We start from the raw sequence: 1,150 nt of genomic DNA, 5'->3' as shown, positions 1-1,150 counted from the left end.
GGTTTTGTTTTTATGCTATGTGAAGTGCTCGGTGTTTGGCGATGCTTAAGCCGTTGAGGCTGGTTTTGATTCGGTGGTTGTTGTAAAACTCGATGTATGTGGCGATAGCGTTTTCGAGTTCTTGTGTGGTTCGCCATTTTTTGCCGTAGTACATTTCGTTTTTCATCCGACCGAAGAAGCCTTCGCATGCCGCGTTATCAGGGGTACAACCTTTCTTCGACATTGATCGAACGATCTGGTATGCCGAAGTCAGTTGTTGCCAGGTTTTTCCGCGGTAGTGCGCGCCTCGGTCTGAGTGGATGATTAAAGACCCATCTGCTGTAGGCCGTTCTGCGGTGATTGCTGCATGCAGTGTTTCTTCTGCTAGTTCCATCGTGGGGTGAGTGCTTGTTTTTGCTGCTACGACCTTGCCGTCAAAACAGTCGATGATGGCAGATAGGTAGACACGACCTTCGTTAGCTGTAAACACACTGATATCGGTAAGCCACAACCGGTTTGGACGATCAGCGTGAAACTTACGGTTAACCAAGTTAGGCGGGGCTGGTGAGATTTCTCCTTGATAACTGGAATACTTCCACTTACGCTTCGGAAACCGCGGGATGATCCCTTCTTCACGCATCAGTCGTCTCACGACTTTTTCACTCATGATGATCCCTCGATGACGCAACTCCCACCAGATACGCCTGTACCCGTAAGTGTTATGCGACTGGTCACTGATCTGATGAAGCAGCTTGCGAACATGAGCATGCTTATCAGGCATACGGTGCTGCTGTACGTGGTAATAAAAGCTTGATGATGCAAGACCAATCACAGCCAGCAGTAATGCAAGAGGATACTGAGTACGTAAAGCGTCAACCACACAGGTCTTAGAACTATTGCTCAGTTGACCGGGGATGACGCTGTCGTCTTTTTTTATAAGTTCCAGCTCCTCTTCCAACACAGCTTTCTCTACTAACAGCCGCGCCATCTGCTTCTTCAGCTCGGCCGGATCATCAGGCAAAGACTTTTCAAATGAGGCACGAGTCGGTGTGCGAGCACGTTGTGTACGTTCTTTTTTAGACATCAACCCCCATTCTCCCTCTTCTCGATACAGTTGCACCCAGGAATACACATTCGACCGTGAACGCACACCACACCGGGCAACAATCTC

1 protein-coding gene is annotated in these 1,150 nt (G+C 49.0%); it reads right to left on the bottom strand.

Annotated elements, in window-relative coordinates:
* Window positions 1–10 precede the first annotated feature (10 nt).
* A partial coding sequence (locus HMPREF0183_RS05590; protein WP_050775360.1) for an IS3 family transposase occupies window positions 11–1,150 on the bottom strand: 1,140 nt, incomplete at its 5' end.

Origin of the sequence: Brevibacterium mcbrellneri ATCC 49030, from assembly GCF_000178455.1 — a bacterium.
GTDB lineage: Bacteria > Actinomycetota > Actinomycetes > Actinomycetales > Brevibacteriaceae > Brevibacterium > Brevibacterium mcbrellneri.
Note: the sequence above shows the minus strand (reverse complement) of the source record. Positions and strands in the feature narration are given on the sequence as shown.